General features: G+C 66.4%; 23 protein-coding genes. 6 read left to right on the top strand and 17 right to left on the bottom strand.

Annotated elements, in window-relative coordinates; all coding sequences use genetic code 11:
• Positions 1-4 precede the first annotated feature (4 nt).
• The 6 genes from eno to ACWV8V_RS03215 all read right to left on the bottom strand — a co-directional run bounded on the left by eno (position 5) and on the right by ACWV8V_RS03215 (position 5094).
• Positions 5-1291: a phosphopyruvate hydratase gene (gene eno / locus ACWV8V_RS03240; RefSeq protein ID WP_179459257.1), complete on the bottom strand. Its 1287-nt coding sequence runs from the start codon at positions 1289-1291 to the stop codon at positions 5-7.
• 69 nt (positions 1292-1360) lie between these two features.
• Positions 1361-1777 carry a hypothetical protein gene (locus tag ACWV8V_RS03235; protein WP_259260282.1) on the bottom strand — a complete coding sequence of 139 codons (417 nt, stop codon included), beginning with the start codon at positions 1775-1777 and terminating at the stop codon, positions 1361-1363.
• On the bottom strand, positions 1774-2604 hold the full coding sequence (gene kdsA / locus ACWV8V_RS03230) for a 3-deoxy-8-phosphooctulonate synthase (RefSeq protein WP_088433181.1): 831 nt from the start codon (positions 2602-2604) through the stop codon (positions 1774-1776). Before kdsA ends, ACWV8V_RS03235 begins: the two co-directional genes overlap by 4 nt.
• Positions 2605-2671: 67 nt before the next feature.
• Positions 2672-4336 (bottom strand): CTP synthase, encoded by a 1665-nt coding sequence (locus ACWV8V_RS03225; protein WP_123728895.1) that lies wholly within the window; start codon positions 4334-4336, stop codon positions 2672-2674.
• Positions 4333-4593, bottom strand: coding sequence for a hypothetical protein (locus tag ACWV8V_RS03220; RefSeq protein ID WP_455898931.1), 261 nt, complete (start codon positions 4591-4593; stop codon positions 4333-4335). Before ACWV8V_RS03220 ends, ACWV8V_RS03225 begins: the two co-directional genes overlap by 4 nt.
• Positions 4594-4854: 261 nt before the next feature.
• Positions 4855-5094 (bottom strand): hypothetical protein, encoded by a 240-nt coding sequence (locus tag ACWV8V_RS03215; protein WP_088433184.1) that lies wholly within the window; start codon positions 5092-5094, stop codon positions 4855-4857.
• A gap of 163 nt (positions 5095-5257) precedes the next feature.
• Here ACWV8V_RS03215 and parE point away from each other — a divergent pair, with 163 nt between their 5' ends.
• Together parE and ACWV8V_RS03205 are read left to right on the top strand one after the other, a co-directional pair.
• Positions 5258-7147: a DNA topoisomerase IV subunit B gene (parE, locus tag ACWV8V_RS03210; protein ID WP_123728894.1), complete on the top strand. Its 1890-nt coding sequence runs from the start codon at positions 5258-5260 to the stop codon at positions 7145-7147.
• Positions 7148-7274: 127 nt separating this feature from the next.
• Positions 7275-7847: a GNAT family N-acetyltransferase gene (locus ACWV8V_RS03205; protein ID WP_455898930.1), complete on the top strand. Its 573-nt coding sequence runs from the start codon at positions 7275-7277 to the stop codon at positions 7845-7847.
• A gap of 117 nt (positions 7848-7964) precedes the next feature.
• On the opposite strand, the gene ACWV8V_RS03200 is transcribed toward ACWV8V_RS03205, so the two are convergent.
• Both ACWV8V_RS03200 and ACWV8V_RS03195 read right to left on the bottom strand, forming a co-directional pair.
• Entirely contained in the window at positions 7965-9086 is a 1122-nt protein-coding gene (locus tag ACWV8V_RS03200; protein WP_259260276.1) for an inorganic phosphate transporter, read from the bottom strand.
• Positions 9087-9099: 13 nt separating this feature from the next.
• Positions 9100-9726: a DUF47 domain-containing protein gene (locus tag ACWV8V_RS03195; RefSeq protein WP_121041743.1), complete on the bottom strand. Its 627-nt coding sequence runs from the start codon at positions 9724-9726 to the stop codon at positions 9100-9102.
• A gap of 282 nt (positions 9727-10008) precedes the next feature.
• Here ACWV8V_RS03195 and ACWV8V_RS03190 point away from each other — a divergent pair, with 282 nt between their 5' ends.
• Entirely contained in the window at positions 10009-11319 is a 1311-nt protein-coding gene (locus ACWV8V_RS03190; protein WP_123728891.1) for a hemolysin family protein, read from the top strand.
• Complete coding sequence (locus ACWV8V_RS03185; protein ID WP_455898929.1) at positions 11303-11962, top strand: exopolysaccharide biosynthesis protein; 660 nt, start codon at positions 11303-11305, stop codon at positions 11960-11962. The genes ACWV8V_RS03190 and ACWV8V_RS03185 overlap by 17 nt, the downstream gene beginning before the upstream one ends.
• Positions 11963-12115: 153 nt before the next feature.
• On the opposite strand, the gene ACWV8V_RS03180 is transcribed toward ACWV8V_RS03185, so the two are convergent.
• The 4 genes from ACWV8V_RS03180 to ACWV8V_RS03165 form a co-directional block, all read right to left on the bottom strand.
• Complete coding sequence (locus ACWV8V_RS03180) at positions 12116-12625, bottom strand: pyridoxamine 5'-phosphate oxidase family protein (RefSeq protein ID WP_259260274.1); 510 nt, start codon at positions 12623-12625, stop codon at positions 12116-12118.
• Between the two features lie 96 nt (positions 12626-12721).
• Positions 12722-13714, bottom strand: a complete 993-nt coding sequence (locus ACWV8V_RS03175) for an LLM class flavin-dependent oxidoreductase (RefSeq protein WP_346465493.1) — start codon at positions 13712-13714, stop codon at positions 12722-12724.
• 138 nt (positions 13715-13852) lie between these two features.
• Positions 13853-14605, bottom strand: coding sequence for a sulfurtransferase (locus tag ACWV8V_RS03170; RefSeq protein WP_455898928.1), 753 nt, complete (start codon positions 14603-14605; stop codon positions 13853-13855).
• Between the two features lie 49 nt (positions 14606-14654).
• Complete coding sequence (locus ACWV8V_RS03165; RefSeq protein ID WP_455898927.1) at positions 14655-15020, bottom strand: DUF6164 family protein; 366 nt, start codon at positions 15018-15020, stop codon at positions 14655-14657.
• Positions 15021-15087: 67 nt separating this feature from the next.
• Between ACWV8V_RS03165 and ACWV8V_RS03160 the strand changes: the two genes are divergently transcribed.
• The gene (locus tag ACWV8V_RS03160) at positions 15088-15528 is read left to right on the top strand and encodes an FKBP-type peptidyl-prolyl cis-trans isomerase (protein ID WP_455898926.1); all 441 of its coding nucleotides are present in this window, start codon (positions 15088-15090) and stop codon (positions 15526-15528) included.
• 10 nt (positions 15529-15538) lie between these two features.
• Positions 15539-16789 carry a TIGR03862 family flavoprotein gene (locus tag ACWV8V_RS03155; protein WP_455898925.1) on the top strand — a complete coding sequence of 417 codons (1251 nt, stop codon included), beginning with the start codon at positions 15539-15541 and terminating at the stop codon, positions 16787-16789.
• Between the two features lie 107 nt (positions 16790-16896).
• Here the strand turns inward: ACWV8V_RS03155 and ACWV8V_RS03150 are convergent, their stop codons facing one another.
• The 5 genes from ACWV8V_RS03150 to ACWV8V_RS03130 form a co-directional block, all read right to left on the bottom strand.
• A complete protein-coding gene (locus ACWV8V_RS03150; protein WP_455898924.1) occupies positions 16897-17376 on the bottom strand; it encodes a GNAT family N-acetyltransferase in 480 nt (159 codons plus the stop codon).
• A complete protein-coding gene (locus tag ACWV8V_RS03145; protein WP_455898923.1) occupies positions 17373-18995 on the bottom strand; it encodes an FMN-binding glutamate synthase family protein in 1623 nt (540 codons plus the stop codon). Before ACWV8V_RS03145 ends, ACWV8V_RS03150 begins: the two co-directional genes overlap by 4 nt.
• A gap of 31 nt (positions 18996-19026) precedes the next feature.
• Complete coding sequence (locus ACWV8V_RS03140; protein ID WP_259260266.1) at positions 19027-20313, bottom strand: nucleotide sugar dehydrogenase; 1287 nt, start codon at positions 20311-20313, stop codon at positions 19027-19029.
• A 305-nt stretch (positions 20314-20618) separates the two neighbouring features.
• Positions 20619-21074, bottom strand: a complete 456-nt coding sequence (locus ACWV8V_RS03135; RefSeq protein WP_259260265.1) for a BLUF domain-containing protein — start codon at positions 21072-21074, stop codon at positions 20619-20621.
• 107 nt (positions 21075-21181) lie between these two features.
• Positions 21182-22207, bottom strand: coding sequence for a TraB/GumN family protein (locus ACWV8V_RS03130; RefSeq protein ID WP_455898922.1), 1026 nt, complete (start codon positions 22205-22207; stop codon positions 21182-21184).
• Positions 22208-22332 lie beyond the last annotated feature (125 nt).

The following is a 22332-nucleotide window of genomic DNA, read 5'->3' as shown; positions in this document are numbered from 1 at the left end:
GGGATCAGCGCTTCAGCGACACGAACGCGTCACGACCGGCGTAACGCGCGCCGGCACCGAGGGCTTCCTCGATACGCAGCAACTGGTTGTACTTGGCCACGCGATCGCTGCGGCACAGCGAGCCGGTCTTGATCTGGGTGGCGGTGGTGGCCACGGCGATGTCGGCGATGGTGGTGTCTTCGGTTTCGCCCGAACGGTGCGAGACGATCGAGGCATAGTTGGCCGCGTGCGCCATGGCGATCGCTTCCAGGGTCTCGGTCAGGGTGCCGATCTGGTTGACCTTGATCAGGATCGCATTGGCGGTGCCGGACTCGATGCCTTCCTTGAAGATCTTCGGGTTGGTGACGAACAGATCGTCACCCACCAGCTGCACCTTGCTGCCGATGCGGTCGGTCAGCAGCTTCCAGCCGGCCCAGTCGTTCTCGGCCAGGCCGTCTTCGATGGTCACGATCGGGTACTGCGCGGCCCAGTCGGCCAGGAAGTCGACGAACTGCTCGGAGGTCAGGCGCTTGTTCTCGCCGACCAGGTTGTACTTGCCGTTCTCGTAGAACTCGCTGGAGGCCACGTCCAGGCCCAGCAGCACGTCTTCACCGGCGGTGTAGCCGGCCTTGCCGATGGCTTCCAGGATGGTGTCCAGTGCCTCGACGTTGCTGCGGAAGTCCGGCGCGAAGCCGCCTTCGTCGCCCACCGCCGTGCTCAGGCCGTGGCCCTTGAGCACCGACTTGAGCGAATGGAAGATTTCGGTACCGGCACGCAGCGACTCGGAGAACGAGGTGAAGCCGACCGGCAGCACCATGAATTCCTGGAAGTCGACGTTGTTGTCGGCATGCGCGCCGCCGTTGATGATGTTCATCATCGGCACCGGAAGGGTGACGTCGCGGCCGTTGGCCAGGTGCTGCCACAGCGCCTGCTTCTTCGAGGCGGCCACGGCGTGGGCATTGGCCAGCGAAACCCCCAGCAGCGCGTTCGCGCCCAGGCGGCCCTTGTTCTCGGTGCCGTCCAGATCGATCAGGCGGCGGTCGAGGCCTTCCTGGTCGGCGGCATCGAAGCCCTTCAGCGCGGTCGCGATGGTGGTGTTGACGTTGGACACGGCGTTGCGCACGCCCTTGCCCAGGTAACGGGTCTTGTCGCCGTCACGCAGCTCCACGGCTTCCTTGGTGCCGGTCGAGGCGCCCGAGGGCACGGCGGCACGACCGAAGGAGCCGTCCTCGAGGATGACTTCGGCTTCCAGCGTGGGGTTGCCACGGCTGTCGAGGATTTCACGGGCGTGGATGCTGCGGATCGTGGTCATAGCGGGCCGGTTACCAGTCAGAGAGGGAAGGCGCCGCCAATGCAGCGCCGAATAAAACATGCCGCGTGATTATCCCTGCACACCCGTCACTTGCCAAATCGGCGTGGGCGCGGACAGCCTGCCAACCACACTGGAGGTGCTCGGAACCAGCGACGGGATCACCAGCACCACCAGCAACAACGCCAGCAATGCCAGCGCCACGCCGCCACCGGCCGGTTGCCGGCGCAGCCGGAACGCCAGCACGCTGGCGATCACACAGGACAGCGCGGCGGTGCCGGTCAGCGACAGCGTCACCAGCAGCATCGGCATCACCGAGCGCAATGCGTTGTCGCCATCGCCGGGCGAACCGACGCTGGCGAACATCAGCACGACCTGCAGGAACACCCCGCACCAGACCGCGATCGCCGCGCCCAGCGCGATCCAGCCCCAGGCCCAGCCACGCCAGCCGCGGCGCACCGCGGGTGACGCCGGAACGTCACCCGTCATGCGAAGCGCGAGAACCCGTGCTTCTTGGTGACCGCGTCGAGCTCCATCAGGGTTTCGAGCAGCTCTTCCATGCGGTCCAGCGGCCATGCGTTGGGCCCATCGGACAGCGCCTTGGACGGATCCGGGTGGGTCTCGGCGAACAGGCCCGACACACCGACAGCGACCGCCGCACGCGCCAGCACCGGCACGAACTCGCGCTGGCCACCGGAGCTGTTGCCCTGCCCGCCCGGCAGCTGCACCGAATGGGTGGCATCGAACACGACCGGGCAGCCGGTATCGCGCATCACCGACAGCGAGCGCATGTCGCTGACCAGATTGTTGTAGCCGAAGCTGGCACCGCGCTCGCAGACCATGATGTCCTGGTTGCCGGTGGCTTTGGCCTTCTCCACGACAGGCTTCATGTCCCACGGGGACAGGAACTGACCCTTCTTGATGTTCACCGGCTTGCCGGTGGCGCACACCTTGGTGATGAAATCGGTCTGGCGCACCAGGAACGCCGGGGTCTGCAACACGTCCACCACCGAGGCCACTTCATCCATCGGGGTGTATTCGTGCACGTCGGTCAGCACCGGCACGCCGATCTGCTTCTTCACTTCGGCCAGGACCTTCAGGCCTTCTTCCATGCCCGGACCGCGGAAGGCGGTGCCGGAGGTGCGGTTGGCCTTGTCGAAGCTCGACTTGAAGATGAAGTTGATGCCGAGGCGATCGGTGATCTCCTTCAACTTGCCCGCCACGTCCAGCTGCAGCTGCATCGACTCGATCACACACGGGCCGGCGATCAGGAACAGGGGCTGGTCCAGCCCGACGTCGAATCCACACAGTTTCATGGCATTTCCTTGTTGTCCGGCAAACGCTGGCCAGGCCAGCCGCCGAGGGTGATTAATGAGGCCGCGATCAGGCCGCTGCATCCTGCGCCAGCTTGCCACCGGCCTTGCGCTCGCGCGCGGCACGGATGAAGCCGATGAACAGCGGGTGGCCCTCGCGCGGCGTGGACAGGAACTCCGGGTGCGCCTGGCAGGCCAGGAACCACGGGTGCTGGTCGCGCGGCAGTTCGATGACTTCCACCAGAGTGTCATCCATCGATTTGCCGGCGATCACCAGGCCCGCATCTTCCAGCTGGGTGCGGTAGCGGTTGTTGAACTCGTAGCGGTGGCGGTGACGCTCGGACACCACGTCCTTGCCGTACAGCTCGCGGGCCAGCGTGCCCGGCTTCAGGCGCTGCTCCTGCAGGCCCAGGCGCATGGTGCCGCCCAGATCGCTCTTGTCGTCGCGCTTCTCGACATCGCCGGTGGCGGTGCGCCATTCGGTGATCAGGCCGATCACCGGGTTGGGCGACTGGCGGTCGTTCTCGGTGCTGTTGGCGCCCTCCAGGCCGGCCACGTGGCGGGCGAAATCGACCACCGCGGCCTGCATGCCGTAGCAGATGCCGAAGTACGGCACGTTCTGCTCGCGGGCGAACTGCGAGCTCAACACCTTGCCTTCGAAGCCACGGTCGCCGAAGCCGCCCGGCACCAGGATGCCGTCGACGTCCTTGAGTGCGGCCAGGTCGCTGTCTTCCAGCTCCTGTGCTTCGAGCCACTTCAGGTTGACCTTGGTGCGCTGGCGCAGGCCACCGTGCTTGAGCGCCTCGCCGACCGACTTGTAGGCGTCCTGGTGATCGACATACTTGCCGACCACCGCGATGGTGACCTCGTCCAGCGGGTGCAGCGTGGCATCCACCGCCGCTTCCCACTCGGCCAGATCGACCGGGCCGGCCTTGTCGCCGAGCTTGAGCTGGTTGACGACGATGTCGTCCAGACCCTGCGCGTGCAGGCCCATCGGGATGCGGTACAGCACGTCCACGTCCGGCACGCTGATCACGGCGCGCTCGGAGACGTTGGTGAACTGGGCGATCTTGCGGCGCTCCGAATCCGGCACGACCTGCTCGGAACGGCACAGCAGCACGTCCGGCTGGATGCCGATCGAGCGCAGTTCCTTGACCGAGTGCTGGGTCGGCTTGGTCTTCAGCTCACCGGCAGCGGCGATGTACGGCACCAGGGTCAGGTGCATGAACAGCGCCTTCTCCGGGCCGCGCTCGGTGCGTACCTGGCGGATCGCTTCCAGGAACGGCAGCGACTCGATGTCGCCCACGGTGCCGCCGATCTCCACCAGCGCCACGTCGAAGCCTTCGGTGGCCTCGTCCATGCAGCGGCGGATTTCATCGGTGATGTGCGGGATGACCTGCACGGTGGCGCCGAGGTAGTCGCCGCGGCGCTCCTTGCGGATCACGTTCTCGTAGATGCGGCCGGTGGTGACCGAGTTCTTGCGGCTCAGGCGGGTGCGCACGAAGCGCTCGTAATGGCCCAGATCCAGGTCGGTCTCGGCGCCGTCATCGGTGACGTAGACCTCACCGTGCTGGAACGGGCTCATGGTGCCCGGGTCGACGTTGATGTACGGATCGAGCTTCATCATCGTCACCCGCAGGCCGCGGGCCTCGAGGATGGCGGCAAGCGACGCGGCGGCAATGCCTTTGCCGAGCGAGGACACTACGCCGCCGGTTACGAAGATCAAGGGAGTCATGGCTGGGGGTGTCCTGTCAGGAAGGGGGAAACGGCGCCGGCGCGCGGGGCGACGGACGACGTAAAGGGGGAAATCGAGAGGATCCGGCTGGCGGCGGCGTCTTCACGCGCCAGGACCGGGATCAGGGGGGATACGGTGCGGGAGTGGGTCAGCGACGTCGGGTCAGCCGTGCCGGCCGCTGTCTGGACCGTCACCTCCTGCCTACCCTGCTGGCGATCGCGCACGATCAGGCCAGTCCATTCGCTGATGGATGACACGCACTACTCCCGGAAAGCCATAGTTTACAGATTGACGGCCTCCAGCCCAAGGGGCGGAGGACGGTCTTCACATAAAAAGAAGAGCCCCGGCGCGATACCGGGGCTCATGTTGGATACTTTTTCAGCTCCCCAGGTCTCTCTGGTGGAGAGCCCCCTTGGAGTTCAAGGGGGCGCGCCGACAGGCGCGGGGATGTGGAGGAGGGGGTGAGCGGGGCCCACGGTTTGCCGCGCAAACCGTGGGGAAGCGTCAGCGCGAAGCGCTTATCGCTTCTTCCGCGCTTCTTCCTCTTCCTCCTTCTGCGGGGCCTGCTCGCCCTTGGCCTTCATTTCGGCCGTGGCGGCGGCGCGGCGCTTGGCCTTGGCGTCCGCCTCGGCCTGCGCTTTGTCGGCCTGTTCGCCCTGCTGCGGCGTGGGCTGGCCCTGTCCGGCGTTCTGGGCCAGTGCCATGGGCACGGCCACGACGGCGGCGGCGATGGCAACGATGGTCAGCAACTTCTTCATGGGGTGCTCCTCGCGGTATGGCATGGAATGGGGCGCCGGAGGCTCCGGTTTCCCATCCAGCACAGTCTATCGCGCCCCGGTCGGCCGCCCCCTGAACGTGTGGCGTGCAAAAAACCCGTCCAGACCGCAAACTTCGCCGTCGCATTGCGCTTTATGAAGACAGATGAACGCCCGCTATAACGCCGCCGATATTGAAGTCCTGTCCGGCCTGGACCCGGTCAAGCGCCGCCCCGGCATGTACACCGACACCGCGCGCCCGAACCATCTGGCGCAGGAAGTCATCGACAATGCCGTCGACGAAGCCTTGGCCGGACACGCCCACACGGTCGACGTCACGCTGTTCAAGGACGGCAGCTGCGAAGTCAGCGATGACGGCCGTGGCATGCCCGTGGACATCCACCCCGAGGAGAAGATCCCCGGCGTCGAACTGATCCTGACCCGCCTGCACGCGGGCGGCAAGTTCAACAACAAGAACTACACCTTCTCCGGCGGCCTGCATGGCGTTGGCGTCAGCGTAGTCAACGCGTTGTCCACCCTGGTGGAAGTGCACATCAAGCGCGAGGGGAGCGAACACCGCATCACCTTCCGCAACGGCGACCGCGCCACCCCGCTGGAAGTGGTCGGCAGCGTCGGCAAGAAGAACACCGGTACCCGCGTGCGCTTCTGGGCCGACCCGAAGTACTTCGACACGCCCAAGTACAACCTGCGTGGGCTGCGCCACCTGCTGCGCGCCAAGGCCGTGCTGTGCCCGGGCCTGACCGTGAAGCTTCTCGATGAAGCCACCGGCGAGCAGGACACCTGGTACTACGAGGATGGCCTGAGCGATTACCTCAAGGCCGAACTCGGCGAGCGCGAGATGCTGCCCGCCGACCTGTTCGTGGGTCACCTCAAGAAAGAAAACGAGATCGTGGACTGGGCCCTGGCCTGGATCCCCGAGGGCGAACTGGTCCAGGAAAGCTACGTCAACCTGATCCCGACCGCCCAGCACGGCACCCACGCCAACGGCCTGCGCACCGGCCTGACCGAGGCGCTGCGCGAGTTCTGCGACTTCCGCAACCTGCTGCCGCGTGGCGTCAAGCTGGCCCCGGAAGATGTCTGGGACCGCGTGTCGTTCGTGCTGTCGCTGAAGATGACCGACCCGCAGTTCAGCGGCCAGACCAAGGAACGCCTGTCCTCGCGCCAGGCCGCGGGCTTCGTCGAGGGCGCCGCGCACGATGCCTTCAGCCTGCTGCTCAACCAGAACGTCGCATTGGGCGAGCAGATCGCGCAGCTGGCGATCGAGCGCGCCAGTGCGCGTTTGAAGACCGAGAAGCTGGTGACCCGCAAGAAGGTCACCCAGGGCCCCGCCCTGCCCGGCAAGCTGGCCGACTGCATCAGCCAGGACCTGTCGCGTACCGAGCTGTTCCTGGTCGAAGGCGACTCCGCCGGTGGCAGCGCCAAGCAGGCCCGTGACAAGGACTTCCAGGCGATCCTGCCGCTGCGCGGCAAGATCCTCAACACCTGGGAAGTGTCCTCGGGCAGCGTGCTGGCCTCCGAAGAAGTCCACAACCTGGCCATCGCGATCGGCTGCGACCCGGGCAAGGACGACATCGCCGGGCTGCGCTACGGCAAGGTTGTCATCCTGGCCGACGCCGACTCGGACGGCCTGCACATCGCCACTCTGCTGACCGCGCTGTTCCTCAAGCACTTCCCGGCGCTGGTCGATGCCGGCCACGTGTTCGTGGCGATGCCGCCGCTGTTCCGTGTCGACGTGGGCAAGCAGGTGTTCTACGCCCTGGACGAGGAAGAGAAGCGCACGATGCTGGACAAGATCGAGCGCGAGAAGATCAAGGGCCAGATCAGCGTGACCCGCTTCAAGGGCCTGGGTGAAATGAATCCGCAGCAGCTGCGTGAGTCCACCATCCATCCCGACACGCGCCGCCTGGTGCAGCTGACCATCGATGACGGCGAGCAGACCCATTCGCTGATGGACATGCTGCTGGCCAAGAAACGCGCCAGCGACCGCAAGGGCTGGCTGGAAAAGAAGGGCGATCTGGCTTCACTGGAGGTCTGATCGGCCGCTTGTGATCCTGAAAAAACCCGCCTTCCGGCGGGTTTTTTCTTGACGCGGAAGCACCCCCGGCATGGATGCACGCGGTAGGAGCGGCTACCTTGGCCGCATCACGATCACAGGAACCCGCATGCCGTTCGACCCGACCCTGCAGCTGGACAGCGAACGCTTGGTGCTGACGCCGATCCGCGCGACAGACGCCCAGGCGCTGTTTGCGATCCAGTCCGACCGTGCGGTGATGCGCTACTGGAACCATCCGGCGTGGACCGACCTGAAACAGGCCTACGTGCAGATCCTCGACGATCTGGCCGCGATCGATGCCGGCACGCAGCTCAAACTGGCGATCCGTGAACGTGCGGACGGGCCGCTGCTGGGGGTCGTGGTGGTGTTCGCGATCGACGAAACGTCCAGGCGCGCGGAGATCGGGTATCACCTTGCCCCGTCGGCACAGGGCAAGGGCTACATGCACGAGGCGCTGTCACGGTTCGTGGCGTATCTGTTCGATGTGCTGCACCTGCGGCGCCTGGAGGCGGAGATCGATCCGCGCAACGGGCCCTCGGCGAAGGTGCTGGAGCGGCTCGGCTTCCTGCGCGAAGGGCTGCTGCGGGAACGCTGGCGGGTCGCCGGCGAGGTATCCGATTCAGCCCTCTACGGCCTGCTGGTACGCGAGTGGCAGGATCGGGCCGACCCAGCGCCGCGTTAGAACCGGCGCGACGCCATCCTGCGTGTACCGGCCTCACCCCGCCCGGTCCGGCACGCTCACTCCCACGAAAAAGCCCGCCTTCCGGCGGGCTTTTCGATGTTCAACCGTGCGGACCGATCAGGCCCAGCCGAACAGTTCGAACAGACGCAGGATCAGGTACGCACACCCGCCGGCAGCCGGGATGGTCAGGATCCACGCCCACACGATCCGCTCGATCACGCCGAAGCGCAGCGAACGCGGGTTCTTGGCGAAGCCCACGCCCATGATCGCGGTGGAGATGCTGTGGGTGGTCGAGACCGGCATGCCGAAGTGCGCCGCCACGGTCAGGATCGTGGCCGAGCTCGTTTCCGCGGCGAAGCCGTGGATCGGATGCAGCTTGACCATCTTGTGGCCCAGCGTCTTGATGATCTTCCAGCCGCCCGAGGCGGTACCGGCGGCCATCACCACGGCGCAGGTCAGCACGATCCACATCGCGATGCCGTCACCGGCGCTCGCGTCCGGGTGCATGAAGGCCAGCCAGGACGGCAGGTCGTTCAGCGCACCGGTTGCCTCGGCACCGATCAGGGTCATGGCGATGATGCCCATGGTCTTCTGCGCATCGTTGTGGCCGTGGGCGAAGCCCATGTAGGCCGCCGACACGATCTGCGCCTTGCCGAAGAACGCATTGACGATGCGCGGGCGGGCCAGACGGCCCAGGAAGCCACCGATCTTCGCCATGCCCGCGATCATGCCCCACAGCAGCAGCATCACCGCGATGCCGAGCAGGAAGCCGGCGATCGGCGAGGTGATCATCGGCAGGAACACCTTCCACAGCAGGCCCTTGTTCTGGGCCCAGGTGCCGATGCGCTCGGACCAGATCAGGGCATCCCAGTTGTTGTGGGCAGCGGCCAGGCCAGCGCCGCACAGGCCGCCGATCAGGGCGTGCGATGACGAGGACGGCAGCCCCTTCCACCACGTGATCAGGTTCCAGATGATGCCGCCCAGCAGCGCACACAGGATCACCTGCGGGGTCACATCGACCACGTTGGTGTTGAGCAGGCCCGAGGCGATGGTCAGCGCGACGGCGGTGCCGGTCAGCGCGCCGATCAAGTTCATGAATGCGGCGAGCATCACCGCCCAGCCGGGCGAGAGCACTTTGGTCGCCACCACGGTGGCGATGGAGTTGGCGGTGTCGTGGAAGCCGTTGATGAACTCGAAAACGAGTGCGGCCAGGATCACCACCAGGACAAGGGTCAGCATGCTGTGGCGTCCGTCAGCTGTTCTTCAAGACGATCTGGTACGCCACCACGCCGGCCTCGCGGCAACGATCGATGGCCTTTTCCAGGATCTCGAAGAATTCCTTGAGCAGGAACATCTGCAGGCTGTCCAGGCGGCCGGAGTAGATGTCGCGGTACAGCTCGAGCATCAGGCGGTCGGCTTCGTTTTCCAGCGAACGCAGCTTCTCGTTGAGCGCGGTCATCCGGTCCAGGTTCATGTGGCGCAGGTCGTTGACCATTTCCACCACCACGCTGGCCGCCTGTTCCAGCATCGCCGCGCGCGGCGCGAAATCGATGTGTTCCAGATGCTGGGTGGCCAGCGAATAGCGATCGGCGAACTTCTCGATCTGCTTGGGAATCTTGTACAGCGCCGAGCCCAGCGCTTCGATGTCTTCGCGCTCGATCGGGGTCATGAAGCTGTCGACCAGCGCCTGGCTGATCTTGTCCGAGGCCGCGCGCTCGCGCAGGCGGGCCAGCTTGAAGGCGTCCAGCGCCGGCTGGCGGTCCGCTTCGCGCAGCATGGAGTGCAGCGCCTTGGAACTGTCCTGGGCGGCCTGGGCAGCCTCGTCCAGCAGGGTATAGAACTGTTTGCCGGAGCCAAAAATGGTCTGCAGAGAGAACATTGAGAAACCTATTCGCCGTCGAGGAAGGACGGCACCGGGCGGAATTATGACGGTTTGATGTCTGTTCCGGGTACTCCCCCCCTTCTTCACGCCGGGACGGCCCCGTCTGAACGACTCTGTTTGCACCCCTGCCCCGGCCTTTTGTTAAGATGCGCGGGCACCTTCGGGTGCACTCTATGGACGACGACCCTTACCCCCCGCCGCACCGCCGCGCTTACGCGCCCTCCGGTAGCCGACATCGCTTGAACACGCCCTCCCTGCCACCAACCGGGGAAGTCGCCCGTGTTTGAACTGATTATTGTCCTCGCCCTGATCCTGCTCAACGGCTTCTTCGCCATGTCCGAGATGTCGGTCATGACCTCGCGCAAGAGCCGGCTGAAGCAGATGGCAGGGTCCAGCAAGCGCGCCGAGCGCGCCCTCGCCCTGTCCGAGAAGCCGGAGAGCTTCCTGTCCACGGTCCAGATCGGCATCACCCTGATCGGCATCCTGACCGGTGTGTTCGGCGGTGAGGCGATCGGCCTGGCCATCGCCGAGTGGCTGCACGGCATCGTGCCGGCCTTCGCCTATTCCGCGGAAGTCGGCAAGGCGCTTGCGGTCGCCCTGATCACCTTCCTGACGCTGATCTTCGGCGAACTGGTCCCCAAACGCCTGGCGATCACCCGTTCGGAGGATATTGCCGGGCTGGTGGCATGGCCGATGGGCTGGCTGTCACGTATCGCCTTCCCGGCGGTGTGGCTGCTCTCGCACAGCACCCGACTGGTGCTGCGCGTGCTGGGCCTGGGCAAGGACGAGGCCGCCTCGGTCACCGAAGAGGAAATCCGCATGCTGGTGGCCGAAAGCCACGAGGCCGGCGTGATCGATGCCCATGAGCGCGACATGATGAACCGCGTCATGCGCCTGGGCGACCGCACCGCCGATAGCCTGATGACCCCCCGCAACCGGATTGCCTGGCTGGATACGCAGGCCGATCCGGAGAAGAACATCGCGACCATGCGCGAGAACGAGTTCTCGCGTTACCCGGTGTTCCGCGACAACGACCAGGACATCGTCGGCGTGCTGGAGGTCAAGAGCCTGGTGACGCGCCTGGTGCGCGATGACCATTCGCTGTTCCAGAACCTGCGCGAGCCGCTGTACGTCTCCGAGTCCACCCATGCGATGAAGCTGCTGGAGATTTTCCGCGAGGAACAGCAGTCGATGGCGCTGGTGGTGGACGAGTACGGCGAGATCCAGGGCCTGGTCACCATCAGCGACCTGATGGGCGCGGTGGTCGGCCGCCTGCAGTCGGTGGAGAACGTGGACGAGGACGCGCTGGTCGTGACCCGTGAGGACGGCTCGTTCCTGGTCGATGGCTCGCTCTCGATCGAAGACCTGCGCGAACTGATGGGCAACGCCGAGCTGCCCGATGCCGACGATGGCGACTACTACACGCTGGCCGGCATGTGCATCCACTATTTCGGCCGCATCCCGCATGCGGGCGAGTACTTCGATTGGGCCGGCTGGCGCATCGAGATCGTCGATCTCGACGGTGCCCGTGTCGACAAGCTGTTGCTGCGCACCCTGAGCGAAGACGAGACCGATGACATCACCGGCTGAGCCGACGCCGCCGGACCCGACGCGGCCCCAGTACCGCAACGAGGGTATCCGTACCCTGCTGGCGATGTTCGACCACGGTGACCCGGAGGAACGGCTGCTGCTCGGCCAGATCCTGCAGGATCTGCAGCAGAGCGCGTTCGGTGTGTTCCTGTTCGTGGCGATCCTCCCGGCCTTCATCCCGATCCCCGGGCTGGGCGGCGCGGTCAGTGGACCGCTGGTGGTGCTGATCGGCGCGCAGATGCTGTGCGGCATGCGCCGGCCCTGGCTGCCCGGCTTCATCCGCAACCGCGGACCCAAGCGCGGCACCATGCATCGGTTCCTGGAGCGCATCGACCGTCCACTGCGGCGGCTGGACCGCCTGCTCAAGCCGCGGATGCGCGGCCTGCTGGTACCGCTGCCCGCACATGCCTTCAGCGGCCTGCTGCTGATACTGATCGGCGTGCTGCTGTCGCTGCCGATCCCGCTCACCAATTATCTGTTCGGCTTCCAGCTGCTGCTGTTCGCGCTCGCATTGCTGGAACGCGATGGCGTGCTGATGCTGCTCAACTGGATCGGCGCGGTCGCCGCCGTGTTGTTCTTCGGCGTCAGTTCGGGGCAGCTGGTGGGCTATACGGTGGATCTGTTCCAGCGCTGGTTTGGCTGAGCAGGCGGGGCCGCGTCGAGCGCGGGGCTCGGCTGACCGAGCGAAGCAAGGCAAGAGACCACGTCAACAAAAACGGCGCTGCCCCTTTTCGGGGTAAGCGCCGTTCTTGCGGAGCGAACAGCATCCGGCGCGTGGCCGATGCGTTGAACCTGCTTAAACGCCGGGCTTGAGATCCACCGTACCGGTGTCGGACATGGCGCCCGGATCATCGGTGACCGCCGACAGCACGAAGTACAGTGCCTTGCCGAGCAGGCCACCGGGGCCATCCCAGTACTCGGCCGATTCGGCGCTGACATGGATCAGGCGCAGGTTCGGGTCGTCCTTGCCGCCGGGGAAGAAGATCTTCATCGCCGGGGACCAGAGCTCATCGATCTTGGCGCGGTCATGGACCACGCGCGCGGTGCCCGAGACGGACACATAGGTGTTGCCCGACGGCGAGGCATAGGCCACGTTGACGCGCGGGTTGGCGGTGATCTCCGCGATCTTCGGGCTGTCGGCCCCGGTGGCGAACCACAGGTCGCCATCGAATTCGACTTCCTGCGTGCCCAGCGGACGGCTGAACAAGCGCCCGTCCGCGCCGACCGTGGTGAACATCGCGATGTCCACATCGCGGATCAGTTCAGCCAGTTGTTTGATGTGCTGCTGGCGGTCGAGTTCGGCCATGAGGTGGCTCCTGTAAGGGGAGCCCCATCACAGCCGATCGGCAGCTACGGCGACGTGAACCGCGCGGTCACGCCTTCTTCGCACGCCGCGCCGATGTCACACCTGCAGCGCGCGCCATGCCTGCATCGCCAGACCGAACGAGCGCTTGCGCGCGGCGTGATCGTAGATGTTGGCGGTGACCAGCACTTCATCCGGCTTGTGTCGTGCCACGAATGCGGCGAGGCCTTCCTGCACCTGCTGCACGTCGCCGACCACGGCACAGGCCAGCGCGTTCTGGACGCCGGCCTTTTCGTGCGGCTGCCAGAACGCTTCGATGTCGTCGATCGGCGGCGGGATCAGACCCGGCAGGCCACGGCGAAGATTGACGAAGCTCTGCTGCTGGGTGGTGAACAAGCGCTTGGCCTCGGCTTCGGAATCGCTGGCGACCACGTTCAAGCCCAGCACCGCGTACGGCGCCTGCAGATACTGCGAGGCACGGAACTCGCGGCGGTAGACCGCCAGCGCTTCATCCATCGCGTCCGGGGCGAAGTGCGAGGCGAAGGCGAACGGCAGGCCCATCGCCGCCGACAGCCGCGCACTGAACAGACTGGAGCCGAGCAGCCACACCGGCACCGGGATGCCCGCACCGGGCACGGCGCGCACGGCCTGGCCCTTCTGGGCCGGCTCGAAGTAATGCAGCAGCTCACGCACGTCCTGCGGGAACTGGTCGGCACTGTCGAAGTAGCGGCGCAATGCGCGGGCGGTCGGCTGGTCGGTGCCGGGCGCGCGGCCCAGGCCGAGGTCGATGCGGTCCGGGTACAGCGAGGCCAGCGTGCCGAACTGCTCGGCCACCTGCAGCGGCGAGTGATTGGGCAGCATGATGCCGCCGGCACCAACGCGGATGCGCTTCGTGCCCCCGGCCACATGGCCGATCAGTACGGCGGTCGCGGCGCTGGCGATGCCGGGCATGTTGTGGTGCTCGGCCAGCCAATAGCGGTGGAAGCCCCACCCTTCGGCGTGCTGGGCCAGGTCCAGCATGTTGGCGAAGGCCTGCGTGGTGTCGCTGCCTTCGCAGACCGGCGCCAGATCAAGAATCGACAGCTGCATCATGAATGCTCGTTCCAACCAGGAGATATCCCACTGAGATGGGGCTGTCCGGCCGGTTTGCCACCGCCCACAAGGCGCAGGTGGCAAGACGCTGATTTCCGTCTCGCGACGATTCAGGACAATCAAGGCCGTGAAGACGGCTCAGGCGGCGTCGGCGTCCTGGTCGACCAGCGGCTGCAGGGCCGCATCCAGCGCCACGCGCTCATCGAAGACGAAGCAGCGGCCGTCATAGCCCTCACCACCCACGGCCTCGAAATAGCCCAGGATGCCGCCGTCCAGCTGCAGGACGTTGTCCATGCCATCGTTGCGCATCCACAGCGCCGCCTTCTCGCAGCGGATGCCGCCGGTGCAGAAGCTGACCACGGTGCTGTCCTTGAGCGCCTCGCGATGCGGGGCCAGGGCCTCGGGCAGATCGGTGAACTTGGTGATCGGCAGCACCAGTGCGTCCTGGAAGGTGCCGAATTCGATTTCCTGGGTGTTGCGGGTGTCCAGCATCACCACCGGCTTGCCGGCGTCGTCGTGCCCCTGGCGCAGCCAGCGCTGCACCGTGGCCGGATCGACCGAAGGCGCGCGCGGGTACGCCAGCGGCTGACCGTCGTCGATGCGGAAACTGATGATCTCCGGCTTGACCTTGGCCTTGAGCCGGGCGAACGGCTGCATCTGGCTGTAGCTGGTCTTCACGCGCAGCCCGGCAAACCGCGCATCGGCGCGCAGGGCGGCGTAGAAGCCGTCGATCTGCGGCTCGGCGCCGGCCAGGAACAGGTTGATGCCCTCGCCCGCCACCAGGATCGTGCCGCGCAGCTGCGCGGCGGTCGCCCGCTCCAGCAGGGTCGCGCACAGCGCGTCCGGGTCGGCGACGGGGGTGAAGTGGTAGGCGGCGGTATTGGCGATCATCCCGCCATTTTAGCCGCAGGGCAGGCGCTGCGCCTGACCCGCCCAGGAATCAGCCGCGCAGCAGCACGAACGGCAGCAGCACCAGCGCGGTCGCGACGGCCATGCCGAGCAGCACCGCCACCACGAACACCGGGCGCCGCCGGATCAGGCTGCCGAAGGTCTCGGCGGTGCCGTCGCGCAGCGCGGCCTCACGCTCACCGCGGACGCGCTCGCCGCGTGCCTGCTGGTACTCGCCCATCAGGACCTTGGCCCGAGGGTGATCGGCGTCGTCACGGATCCAGATCCCGCCAAAGGAGATCCCCCAAGGGCTGGGCTCGGTGCGGTAATGGACAATGCCCGCCTTGTCCAACAGGGCGGTGACATCCTGGATTTCATCGTCTGCGACATTGCGCAGGTTGAGCAGCAGTTTCGACATGCACCCATGATAGCGCCCGACGATGCGCTACCCTTGCGTCCCCGTTTTTTGGATCCGGAGCCCGCCCATGCGCCGTCTGCCGCGTTACCTGCTCGCCCCCCTGATGTTGTCGCTGCTGGCCGCCTGCACCCCGCCCGGCCCGCCGCCCGGTGGCAGCATCGCGCAGTTCGAGAAGATCGATACCCAGCCGGGCACCGGCGCGGAGGCCACACCCGGCAGCAAGGTCACCGTGCATTACACCGGGTGGATCTACGACGAGCGCACTGCCGATAAGCATGGCGACAAGTTCGACAGCTCGGTCGACCGCGGCGAGCCCTTCACCTTCAACCTCGGCCAGGGCCAGGTCATCAAGGGCTGGGACGACGGCTTTGCCGGCATGAAGGTGGGCGGCAAGCGCACACTGATGATTCCGGCCGAGTACGGCTATGGCGCGCGTGGCGCAGGGCCGATCGCACCGAATTCCTCGCTGGTGTTCGATGTCGAACTGCTCGACGTCAAGCCGCGTTGATCCTGCCTGCATGAGCATTGCCCTGAACACCCCACCACGCCGGGTCGCGATCATCGGCGGCGGCCCCGCTGGCCTGATGGCGGCGGAGACCGTGCGCGCTGCCGGCCACACCGTCGATCTGTACGAAGCCAAGGGGTCGCCCGGCCGCAAGTTCCTGATCGCCGGCAAAGGCGGCCTCAACCTCACCCACTCCGATGCGCGTGAGGTGTTCGTCTCGCGCTACCGCGAGCGCGCGCAGGCAGTGGGTGGCTGGTTGGCCGATTTCGATGGCGAGGCGCTGCGTGCCTGGGCGCTGGCGTTCGGCGTGGACACCTATGTGGGCAGTTCGGGACGTGTCTTCCCGGTCGACCGCAAGGCCGCCCCGCTGCTGCGCGGCTGGGTGCGCCGACTCAAGGAACAGGGGGTGCGTTTCCACGTACAGCACCGCTGGACCGGCTGGGATGACGCGGGCGCGCTGCGCTTCGAAACGCCCGAGGGCACGACCACGATCACGGCCGATGCGGTGGTGTTCGCGCTCGGCGGTGGCAGCTGGCCGGAGCTCGGCTCGGACGGTGCGTGGGTGGCACCGATGACCGCCAGCGGCATCGACATTGCTCCGCTGAAGCCGGCCAACTGTGGCTTCGACATCGGCTGGACGCCCTACTTCAGCGAGCGACAGGCGGGTGCCCCGCTCAAGCCGGTGGTGGCGCACTGGACCGATCTGCAGGGTGAGCCGCGCTCACTGCAGGGCGAATGCGTGATCACCGCGACCGGCATCGAAGGCAGCCTGATCTATGCGCTGTCGGCCGATCTGCGCGACAGCCTGGCCCGCGACGGCCAGGTGACCCTGCAGCTGGACCTGCTGCCGGGCCAGACCGAAGCGCAGGTAGCGGAGAAACTGCAGAAGCCACGCCAGGGCCGCAGTTTCGGCGAGGTCCTGCGCCGCCAGCTGGGCCTGGGTGGCGTGAAGTCGGCCCTGCTGTTCGAGGTGATGGGTCGCGAGGCCGGGCAATTGCCGCTGGACCAGATCGCGCATGGGCTCAAGCGGCTGCCGTTGGCTCTGCAGCGAGCCCGTCCTATCGATGAAGTGATCAGCACCGCCGGTGGCGTGCGGCTGGAGGCGATGGACGCGCAGTTGATGCTGCGCGAGCGCCCCGGCACGTTCTGCGCCGGCGAGATGCTGGACTGGGAAGCGCCGACCGGCGGCTACCTGCTGACGGCCTGCTATGCCAGCGGGCTGCGCGCCGGGCGTGGCGTGGTGGCGTGGCTGGCGCAAGCGTGAATCGAGAGGTGCCGGCCAGCGGCCGGCACTACCGAGGTAGTGCGCACCGTGGCGTGCCGGACCGCCTGTCAGGACATGCAATCGGTAGTGCCGGCCGCTGGCCGGCATCAGCGCCTGCGCTGCATCCGCACCGAGGCGAGCGACACGCCGCTGGGGTGCGGATAGCTTTCCTCGCGCAACGCTTCAAAGCCACAGCGACGATAGAACGGGACCGCATTGAGCGAGGCCGAGAGCACCAGCGGCCGCGCCGGATCCGCCATCGCCTGCATGGCCTGCATCAAGGTCAGGCCAATGCCACGGCCGCCACAGTCGGGATCGACGAACAACGCATCGATTTCGTTGCCGGCCAGATCGATCACGCCATAGCCCAACAGCACGCCGTCAGTGTCTTCGGCAATCACACAGCCACCGGCCGCCAACAGCGCACGGTAATGTCCCGGCGGCGGTGAGGCCGACCACGGCGCGATCACCTCCGGCGGATAGGCCACGCTGCACAGCTCACGAACGCACCGCGTGCGCAGCTCCCACAGTCTGTCCGCCTCCTCGGCACGGCCAACGCGCAAGCGCACGTCGCGCGCTGCGGTCATCGCGACTTGCTTGTCCGCAGCGCCTGGATGCGCGCTGGCGGCTGGAACGAATCACTGCGCGCATCGGCCCAGTAGTCGTGAAAGACCGCGTGGTCCGGCACTTTGCGCAGCAGCTCGCCCGGGGCCAGATAGCGGTATAGCGAGGCCAGTGAGCGGATCTCCACCGGCGAGACGCGGCGCAGGATGTGCTCCGGGCCCAGCTCGGAGGGATCGTTCAAGCCGGCCGCACACAGCAGGTCGCGCAGCGCGCGCAGGGTGTTCTCGTGGTAACTGTGCACGCGCGTGGCCTTGTCGGCCGCGTCCAGGTGACGCCAGCGATGCGGGTTCTGCGTGGCAATGCCGGTCGGGCATTTATCACTGTGGCAGCTCAGCGATTGGATGCAGCCCAGCGCGAACATGAAGCCACGCCCGGCATTGCACCAGTCCGCGCCCAGCGCGATGGTGCGTGCGATCTCGAAGGCACTGGTGACCTTGCCCGCCGCGCCCACGCGGATGCGATCGCGCAGGTCCAGTCCGACCAGGGTGTTGTGCACCAGCAACAGCGCTTCGTGCATCGGCACACCCACGTGATCGATGAATTCGGCCGGCGCCGCACCGGTACCGCCCTCGGCACCATCGACGACGATGAAATCCGGCAGCAGCCCGGTTTCCTGCATCGCCTTGGCGATACCGAACCACTCCCAGGGATGGCCGATGGCCAGCTTGAACCCGACCGGCTTGCCGCCGGACAGCTCCCGCAGCCGCGCGACGAACTGCAGCAGTTCCACCGGCGTGTTGAACGCGCTGTGCTTGGACGGCGATACGCAATCCACGCCCATCGGCACGCCACGGGTGATCGAGATCTCTTCGCTCACTTTCGCCGCCGGCAGCACCCCGCCATGGCCGGGCTTGGCGCCCTGCGAGAGCTTGATCTCGATCATCTTGACCTGATCATGGGTGGCGTTGGCGACGAACGTCTCTTCGCTGAAACCGCCGGCATCGTCACGGCACCCGAAGTAGCCCGAGCCGATTTCCCAAACCAGGTCGCCGCCCATTTCGCGGTGATACGGCGAGATCGAGCCTTCGCCGGTGTCGTGATAGAAGCTGCCACGGCGCGCGCCTTCGTTGAGGGCGCGGATCGCGTTCGCCGACAACGAGCCGAAGCTCATCGCGGAGATGTTGAACACACTGGCCGAATACGGCTTGGCGCAGTTCGGGCCGATCTGGATGCGGAAATCGTGGTGGCCGATCTCGGTCGGCGCCAGCGAATGGTTGATCCACTCGTAGTCCACCGCATAGGTGCTGCGCAGCGTGCCGAACGGCACCACGTCCATTTCATTCTTGGAACGCTGGTAGATCAGCGCACGCTGCTGGCGCGAGAACGGCACATCCTCCAGATCGCTCTGCACGAAGTATTGGCGGATCTCCGGTCCGATCGATTCCAGCCCGTAGCGGAAGTGCGCCATCACCGGATAATTGCGTCGCAGCGTGCTGCGCTTCTGCAGCAGATCCCAGGTGCCCAGCACCACCAGCAACGCCGTCACGCCGACGCCCCAGTACCAGGCGGGCCAGATCGTGGCCAACCACAGGCAGACCGGGAACAACAGGATGGCGAGCAGATACGCGAGATAGCGATGCATGGCTTTCCTCAATCAATAGCTGCCCCCGAGTCTACAGGCGGTCGTCCACCACTTCCCGGGGCCACACGGATTTGACGTCGTACACCACACCCTGCGGCTTGAGCAGCGCGCGCACCTGCGCCGCATCGAAGGCGCGGAAACGATCATGCGCCACCGCCAGCACCACGGCGTCATAGCCATCCGGATCGGGCGAGGCGACCCACCGTACATCGGCATCGGCAAGCGCCGCCGGCCCGACCCACGGATCCTGCACGTCCACCTGCGCCCCGGTGGCCTGCAGGCGCTGCGCCAGCTCCAGCGCGCGGCTGTTGCGCAGGTCCGGGCAGTTCTCCTTGAAGGTCACGCCCAGCACCAGGACGCGTGCCTGGGCGACGGCGATGTTGCGCGATGCCAGCAGCGCCAGCACGCGTTGTGCGACGTGCTCCCCCACCCGGTTGTTGACCTGGCGCGCGGTGTGGATGAGATCGGGGTGATACCCCATGCTCTCGGACTTGTGCAGCAGGTAGTACGGATCCACCCCGATGCAGTGGCCGCCGACGAGGCCGGGGCGGAACGGCAGAAAGTTCCACTTGCTGCCCGCCGCAGCCAACACGTCCTGGGTATCGATGCCAAGCCGATCGAAGATCAGCGCGAGTTCGTTGACCAAGGCAATGTTGACGTCGCGCTGGATGTTCTCGATCACCTTGGCCGCTTCGGCCACGCGGATCGACGGCGCCGGCCAGGTCCCGGCGGTGATGATGCGTTGGTACAGCGCATCCACCACCGCCGCCGCCTCGGGCGTCGAGCCGGAGGTGATCTTGCGGATGTCCGGCAGCCGGCGCTCGCGGTCACCCGGGTTGATCCGCTCCGGGCTGTAACCGCAGTAGAAATCTTCGTTGAAGCGCAGCCCCGATCCAGCCTCCAGCAAGGGCACGCAGACTTCCTCGGTGGTGCCGGGGTACACGGTGGATTCGTAGATCACCAGGTCGCCCGGCGCCAGCAGTCCGGCGATCAGCGTGCTTGCACTGCGCAGCGGCCCCAGATCGGGCTGCTCATGCGCATCGATCGGCGTCGGCACGGTCACGATGTAGACGTTGCACTCGGCCAGATCCGAGGGGTCGGCGCTGTAGCGCGCATGCACGGCGGCAGCCAGTTCGTCTGCATCCAGCTCGAGCGTGTGGTCATGGCCGCGCTGCAGCTCGGCGACGCGCGTGTGGTCGATGTCATACCCCAGGGTCGGCTGCTGCTGACCAAAGGTCACCGTCAATGGCAGCCCGACGTACCCCAGCCCGATCACACCGATGCGCGGCGTTGCCGATGCGGAAATGGCGCGCGTCATCGCTGCGCTCCACGCAGCGGAACCGGGCCGGCGATCAGCCGGGGCGTCATCAGGGAGGGCTTCATGCGATACAGGCGCCGGGGATACAGGTGTTGCAAGCCTAACGCGCCGGGCGCCGCCCCACAAAGAACAAAGCCGCCGCCCGCGGAGAGTACGGACGACGGCCAAAGGAATGATGGTCCAGCTGCGGTTACTACCCTTTCAGACAGCCTCCAAGGGCAAACCCCGCAAGACTGGTCACAGCTGGTAGGCAAAGGATAGGCGCACAACCGTGATCATTGTGTTACGGCCAACGGTGTTTTGCGTTACGAACCCAACGTGACTGCCGCCGGTTCCAACTCGCCGGAGACACCGGTCCACGCATCCAGCAGCGCCGCAAATCCGGTGGGCGACGTACCGTCCACCGACAACCGCAAGGCGAAGCCTTCCCACGGCAGGTCGATCAGTCGCGCCAGCGCGTCCGGTTCAACGGCGGCTGACGCCATCGTCCAGCGTGCGAAGTGCCGCACCTCCACCTTATCGCGGGCCAGCTCACGCAGCCCCTGATGGATGCGCGCATTGAGCACGCGCTGGAACACCGAATCCACGCCGTCTTCCGGGCCTTCGAAGTACTGCAGGAAACGACGCCCGTCGAACATCAACACGCCGGTCACGCCGGCCACTTTGTTGAAGCCCATTGCCGCACGCAGAATCTGATCAATGTCAGACGTCTCGATTCCTTCGATAGCGTCGCTGACGTAAGCGACCGCATGCAGCGGCATGGAGGCTTTCCATAGTGAACCGGAACTGACTATGCCATGAAGGCATCGCAGTGGGTAGCCGTGGCGTCAGGCTGCAGTGCCTACCGCCGTCTAGTGCCACTCACTGCTCAATCAGGCGCCTGCACCTCATAGCCCCGCGCGCGCAGCTGCTCCAGGTAGCCGCCTGGAGAGACGAGGGATGACACAGGCACGGTAGCGAACGTCACTGCATTGCGCCCGAGTGCATCGCTGGCCATGCCCAACCACTTTCGCTGCGCCTGGGCATCCACGTCGGTCAGTCCACGGCGGCGACCGAAGTCGCTGTTGGCAACGGCATCCACACAGGCCACGTATTGCCCTTCCACGGCCAGGCGCTGCAACGCCTCCACATCCCCCACCGACCAGGCGTTAGCGCGTTCGGCCAGCAGCGGCAGCCCGTGCTCGACCACGTCCAACGTGCGGCGGAAGCACTCCAGGTCCTGCAGTGCCGTACCGCGCACTTCCTTGAGCGCTTGCCGGGGGTCGGCGATCTTGATCTCGACCCGGGTCGGCACCGGCTTCAGCCCCCGCGCTTTGGCGGCCTTCTCCACCACCTTGGACACCGGCGAGGAACGGCCCAGGCCGACATCCTTCAGTGCGGCGGCATACAGCTGTGTGGCCGCCACCAGCGGGCGATCCTTCTCGATACCGCCATCGCGACCGATGTGGCGCTGTTTGAGCCGCTCCCAGCGCGCGTACAGATCCGGCGGCAGCACCTCGCGCAGTGTTCGCCCGTCCGGATCGCGGGCAGCCTTCAACGCCGAAGGCACCAGCGTCAGCCGACCGAAGAAGCCGACATCAGCATCGAAGCCCCACCCGGGTGAGCCAAGCACCTGCTGGGCACTGCCGATCACCGCCTGCACTTCGTCGGCCCGCCACTCCAGCTTGGCCGGCAGCGGCGACACCGTGCCCAGAATCCACAGCGTGTGGCCGGCGCTGTTGCGGACCTGCCACATGCCCGGGCCGGGCTGCTCGCCAGAGACCACCACCGGAGCCAGATCGATCACGTCCCCCGCCGCGGGCGTCGGCGTCGGCGCCTGCGCCTGTGCCGCGCCGCTCAGCAGCAGCGCCAGGCTCACCATCAGTGCTGTCCGTGCACGTACCGAGTTCGCCATGTCACTTGTCTTTGTCCGGGATGGTGCGCAGCGTAGGGCGGCGCGCAAAGAAATGCGTAAAGTTTGCGTTGCCCGGATCGCCGCTCCGGCAGCGACAACGAACGAGGGCAGCCCCATGGCTGCCC

It is taken from the genome of Stenotrophomonas sp. Ker107b, assembly GCF_053847245.1.
The sequence above is the reverse complement of the archived record's forward strand: the minus strand, read 5'-3'. Positions and strand labels throughout refer to the sequence as shown.

What these genes read in the sequence shown, in the direction of transcription:
- eno (WP_179459257.1), bottom strand. Translation starts at nt 1,291, where the DNA reads ATGACCACGATCCGCAGCATCCACGCCCGTGAAATCCTCGACAGCCGT.
- ACWV8V_RS03235 (WP_259260282.1), bottom strand. Translation starts at nt 1,777, where the DNA reads ATGACGGGTGACGTTCCGGCGTCACCCGCGGTGCGCCGCGGCTGGCGT.
- kdsA (WP_088433181.1), bottom strand. Translation starts at nt 2,604, where the DNA reads ATGAAACTGTGTGGATTCGACGTCGGGCTGGACCAGCCCCTGTTCCTG.
- ACWV8V_RS03225 (WP_123728895.1), bottom strand. Translation starts at nt 4,336, where the DNA reads ATGACTCCCTTGATCTTCGTAACCGGCGGCGTAGTGTCCTCGCTCGGC.
- ACWV8V_RS03215 (WP_088433184.1), bottom strand. Translation starts at nt 5,094, where the DNA reads ATGAAGAAGTTGCTGACCATCGTTGCCATCGCCGCCGCCGTCGTGGCC.
- parE (WP_123728894.1), top strand. Translation starts at nt 5,258, where the DNA reads ATGAACGCCCGCTATAACGCCGCCGATATTGAAGTCCTGTCCGGCCTG.
- ACWV8V_RS03205 (WP_455898930.1), top strand. Translation starts at nt 7,275, where the DNA reads ATGCCGTTCGACCCGACCCTGCAGCTGGACAGCGAACGCTTGGTGCTG.
- ACWV8V_RS03200 (WP_259260276.1), bottom strand. Translation starts at nt 9,086, where the DNA reads ATGCTGACCCTTGTCCTGGTGGTGATCCTGGCCGCACTCGTTTTCGAG.
- ACWV8V_RS03195 (WP_121041743.1), bottom strand. Translation starts at nt 9,726, where the DNA reads ATGTTCTCTCTGCAGACCATTTTTGGCTCCGGCAAACAGTTCTATACC.
- ACWV8V_RS03185 (WP_455898929.1), top strand. Translation starts at nt 11,303, where the DNA reads ATGACATCACCGGCTGAGCCGACGCCGCCGGACCCGACGCGGCCCCAG.
- ACWV8V_RS03180 (WP_259260274.1), bottom strand. Translation starts at nt 12,625, where the DNA reads ATGGCCGAACTCGACCGCCAGCAGCACATCAAACAACTGGCTGAACTG.
- ACWV8V_RS03175 (WP_346465493.1), bottom strand. Translation starts at nt 13,714, where the DNA reads ATGATGCAGCTGTCGATTCTTGATCTGGCGCCGGTCTGCGAAGGCAGC.
- ACWV8V_RS03170 (WP_455898928.1), bottom strand. Translation starts at nt 14,605, where the DNA reads ATGATCGCCAATACCGCCGCCTACCACTTCACCCCCGTCGCCGACCCG.
- ACWV8V_RS03165 (WP_455898927.1), bottom strand. Translation starts at nt 15,020, where the DNA reads ATGTCGAAACTGCTGCTCAACCTGCGCAATGTCGCAGACGATGAAATC.
- ACWV8V_RS03160 (WP_455898926.1), top strand. Translation starts at nt 15,088, where the DNA reads ATGCGCCGTCTGCCGCGTTACCTGCTCGCCCCCCTGATGTTGTCGCTG.
- ACWV8V_RS03155 (WP_455898925.1), top strand. Translation starts at nt 15,539, where the DNA reads ATGAGCATTGCCCTGAACACCCCACCACGCCGGGTCGCGATCATCGGC.
- ACWV8V_RS03150 (WP_455898924.1), bottom strand. Translation starts at nt 17,376, where the DNA reads ATGACCGCAGCGCGCGACGTGCGCTTGCGCGTTGGCCGTGCCGAGGAG.
- ACWV8V_RS03145 (WP_455898923.1), bottom strand. Translation starts at nt 18,995, where the DNA reads ATGCATCGCTATCTCGCGTATCTGCTCGCCATCCTGTTGTTCCCGGTC.
- ACWV8V_RS03140 (WP_259260266.1), bottom strand. Translation starts at nt 20,313, where the DNA reads ATGACGCGCGCCATTTCCGCATCGGCAACGCCGCGCATCGGTGTGATC.
- ACWV8V_RS03135 (WP_259260265.1), bottom strand. Translation starts at nt 21,074, where the DNA reads ATGCCGCTGCATGCGGTCGCTTACGTCAGCGACGCTATCGAAGGAATC.
- ACWV8V_RS03130 (WP_455898922.1), bottom strand. Translation starts at nt 22,207, where the DNA reads ATGGCGAACTCGGTACGTGCACGGACAGCACTGATGGTGAGCCTGGCG.